General features: G+C 44.8%; 3 protein-coding genes. All 3 read left to right on the plus strand.

What is annotated here, in order from left to right; genetic code table 11:
- Positions 1-401 precede the first annotated feature (401 nt).
- The 3 genes from C230_RS0100565 (at position 402) to C230_RS21635 (ending at position 2717) form a co-directional block, all read left to right on the plus strand.
- Positions 402-1223: an undecaprenyl-diphosphate phosphatase gene (locus C230_RS0100565; protein ID WP_018130148.1), complete on the plus strand. Its 822-nt coding sequence runs from the start codon at positions 402-404 to the stop codon at positions 1221-1223.
- A gap of 743 nt (positions 1224-1966) precedes the next feature.
- A complete protein-coding gene (locus C230_RS0100570) occupies positions 1967-2557 on the plus strand; it encodes a glycerol-3-phosphate responsive antiterminator (protein WP_018130149.1) in 591 nt (196 codons plus the stop codon).
- Entirely contained in the window at positions 2544-2717 is a 174-nt protein-coding gene (locus C230_RS21635; RefSeq protein WP_018130150.1) for an HAD hydrolase-like protein, read from the plus strand. Before C230_RS0100570 ends, C230_RS21635 begins: the two co-directional genes overlap by 14 nt.
- Positions 2718-2786 lie beyond the last annotated feature (69 nt).

Genomic DNA, 2786 nt, shown 5'->3' on the forward strand with positions numbered 1-2786 from the left:
TGCTTTTCCAAGCCTTCGAGTTGAAGCATCTTACGGATCAACGCAGTCGGGCGCATGTGGATCCTCCTGAATACGAATGTATGTTCTGGTATTGATTATTATAACTTGCTGAGATGAAAATATGCAAACATATGTTCTTATTTTTGCTGGGAAGAAAGCCACTTATGAAGCCAAAGAACGCCGTTGAAGACTGCCGTTTTGAGTCAACTCCAGCAATGGATTTCGAGTTTGCCCAATTATATCAAGGGTTTATTGGGACCATTAAGCTGCGAAAGTTGAGTGTGTAATTTACTTGTAAATGGTCGTCAGAGAAGGGGAGGTCATGTTATTCTAGTATCATATCGGCTATCATATCGGCCAGATTTATAATTTCTATCGCTCATAGGAGGCAGATGTCAGAGATGGACCTTTTTCAAACCCTTATTTTTGCAATTATCCAAGGCGTAACCGAACTGTTTCCGATCAGCAGCGTTGCTCACGGTGTTCTCACGCCGTATGTTTTTCAGTGGAACCTGGATCCCGAATTTTTAAAAGAACACTTTCTCCCCTATGTGGTCATGCTGCATTTGGGAACTGCATTCGCTCTGCTGATCTTTTTCCGACACGAGTGGATCGGCATCATCCGTTCTCTATTCCGCGGGGGCGAAAGGGGGGGCCGCCGTTTGCTCGCCCTAATTCTTGTGGCGACAGTTCCAGCCGGCTTGATCGGGGTCGTGTTTGAAAAGCCGCTGCGCCATATATTTAGCAATGTGACCAGTGCGGCTGTTTTTCTGATTTTGAACGGTTTGTTTCTCCATTTTGGCGAGAAGCTTCGAAACCGAGGGACGAAGGAGATCCATCATCTCACGTATGGACAGGCAATCGTTGTCGGATTGTTCCAATCGCTAGCATTGATTCCGGGGTTCTCACGTTCGGGGGCCAGTATGGTCGCAGGGTTCTGGATGGGTTTGAAACATGAAGCAGCTGCCCGTTTTTCCATGTTGTTGGCCACTCCGATCATCCTCGGGGCGAGTGTGCTGGAGATTCCCAAGTTGGTCAGATCGGGGGTTTACGGGTTACTGCAGACCTCGTTGATCGGCGGGATTTTGGCGGGCGTGTTCGCGTATGTGAGCGTTTGGATTTTGATGCGCTGGTTTAAAAAGCACGAGATCGATGCTATGCGTCCGTTCGCTTTCTATTGCTGGGCTGTCGGGGGCGTGATCTTGTTTACTCGGTTGCTGTAGGAGAAGAAAAAACGATTGATTGTACGGTGTCACGTTTACTGTAATCTCCCTGATTGGAAAGAGTTGACCTTATCTGCTTTTTTCTCGATCTCACGTATCCCACGAAGATTTTTCACGAACGTTTTTCTTGATGGATGTCTTTACCTTTCGATCGAGTTGGACGACCGGTTTGTCAATATCTTTGTAAGGCACATCAGGCAAAAGTTTCTACATCGCCATGCGTATCGACCGTTGACCATCACTGACAATCCCAATGAGAGACTCGGACCCCACACAGTCTCTTGCAAATCAGCCGGTGGCTGCTCGCACTGCTTTGGAAAGGCAGTGAGGAATGGGTTAGAAGAATCCTGAGTAAACCGAAACGAACCTCACGAGGGCGGCAGAAAAAACGATACGTCGTCAAGTAGTCGTCGGTGTGCTCAGTTAATAACAGGATTTATTTGCCAAATGGGCAGAGGCGTACCTTTTGTTGGTTGTTCTCTCGTTTCGGAAAATCCTTCACAAGTTTCGTTCAGAATCTTTATCTTTAGTAAACATACCGTTGACGTTTTAATGAAACGCTAGTGATTTTTTACACAACTTTAATACTGCCTTAATAAAACGATGTTACTATAAAATCGACAAGTAGATACGATCCGTGGTGGAGACTATGGAGAACCCTTTAATGGTAATGTCAATAACTATTTTGGTTTTTGGCATGTCTGTGAAGGGTTTTTTTCTTTTTAAAAAAGGGGATAATTCAGTTGAATATCGATCAATTTTACGAGAGGATCATCAATATCAAAAAAATTGCTTCTGTGAAAGAGTCCAAGTATATCGAAAAGGCTTTGCAGGCTGAACTTAGCGCCGTTGTTCTTTCTATTGGGAACATCGCTGTTATAAAGCGATATGTGGATTTGTTTAAGTCTAATAATTTGCCTGTTTTTCTGCATATCGAGAGGCTGGGAGGAATTAGCCACGACCGGGAAGGAATCGATTTTTTGGCTCATTATGTGAAACCGACCGGCATTGTAAGCACTCGCAACAGTCTGATTAAGCAAGCAAAAAATCAAGGGCTTCTTACGATTCAACGTGTGTTTTTGGTCGACAGTGATGCACTCAAAACGGGACTGCAATCCGTACAAGAGACACAGCCGGATGCAGTTGAATTAATGCCTGGTTTATTGACTGATATTCTCGAGGAATTCAAAAGTGAGGTCGATCTTCCCATTATTGCCGGGGGGCTGATTCGAAATAAACATCAGATGATTCAAGCTTTACGTTACGGAGCGGTGGCGGTCTCTGTGGGAAACTATCGCTTATGGAAGGAGACTCTTGCGGGTGAGACAAATTAATTGTTTTCTTTTCGATTTGGACGGCACTCTGTTGGACAGCCGGGACTCCGTCATCGATGCTGTATACCATACGTCAGAGAAATATTTTCCGGGCATGTTCGATCGGTATGATCTACTGCAACGTTATGGAGAGTGTAAGCGTCAAATCCTGCACACCTAGGAAGCCGAAATTTCCCATGAGATAATCTTCCTCAGAATGATATGGGGAGGATTTTTTTATGACTCAAAC

The organism is Effusibacillus pohliae DSM 22757 (genome assembly GCF_000376225.1).
GTDB lineage: Bacteria > Bacillota > Bacilli > Tumebacillales > Effusibacillaceae > Effusibacillus > Effusibacillus pohliae.

Coding starts and splice junctions, on each gene's coding strand:
- C230_RS0100565 (WP_018130148.1), top strand. CDS start 402: ATGGACCTTTTTCAAACCCTTATTTTTGCAATTATCCAAGGCGTAACC.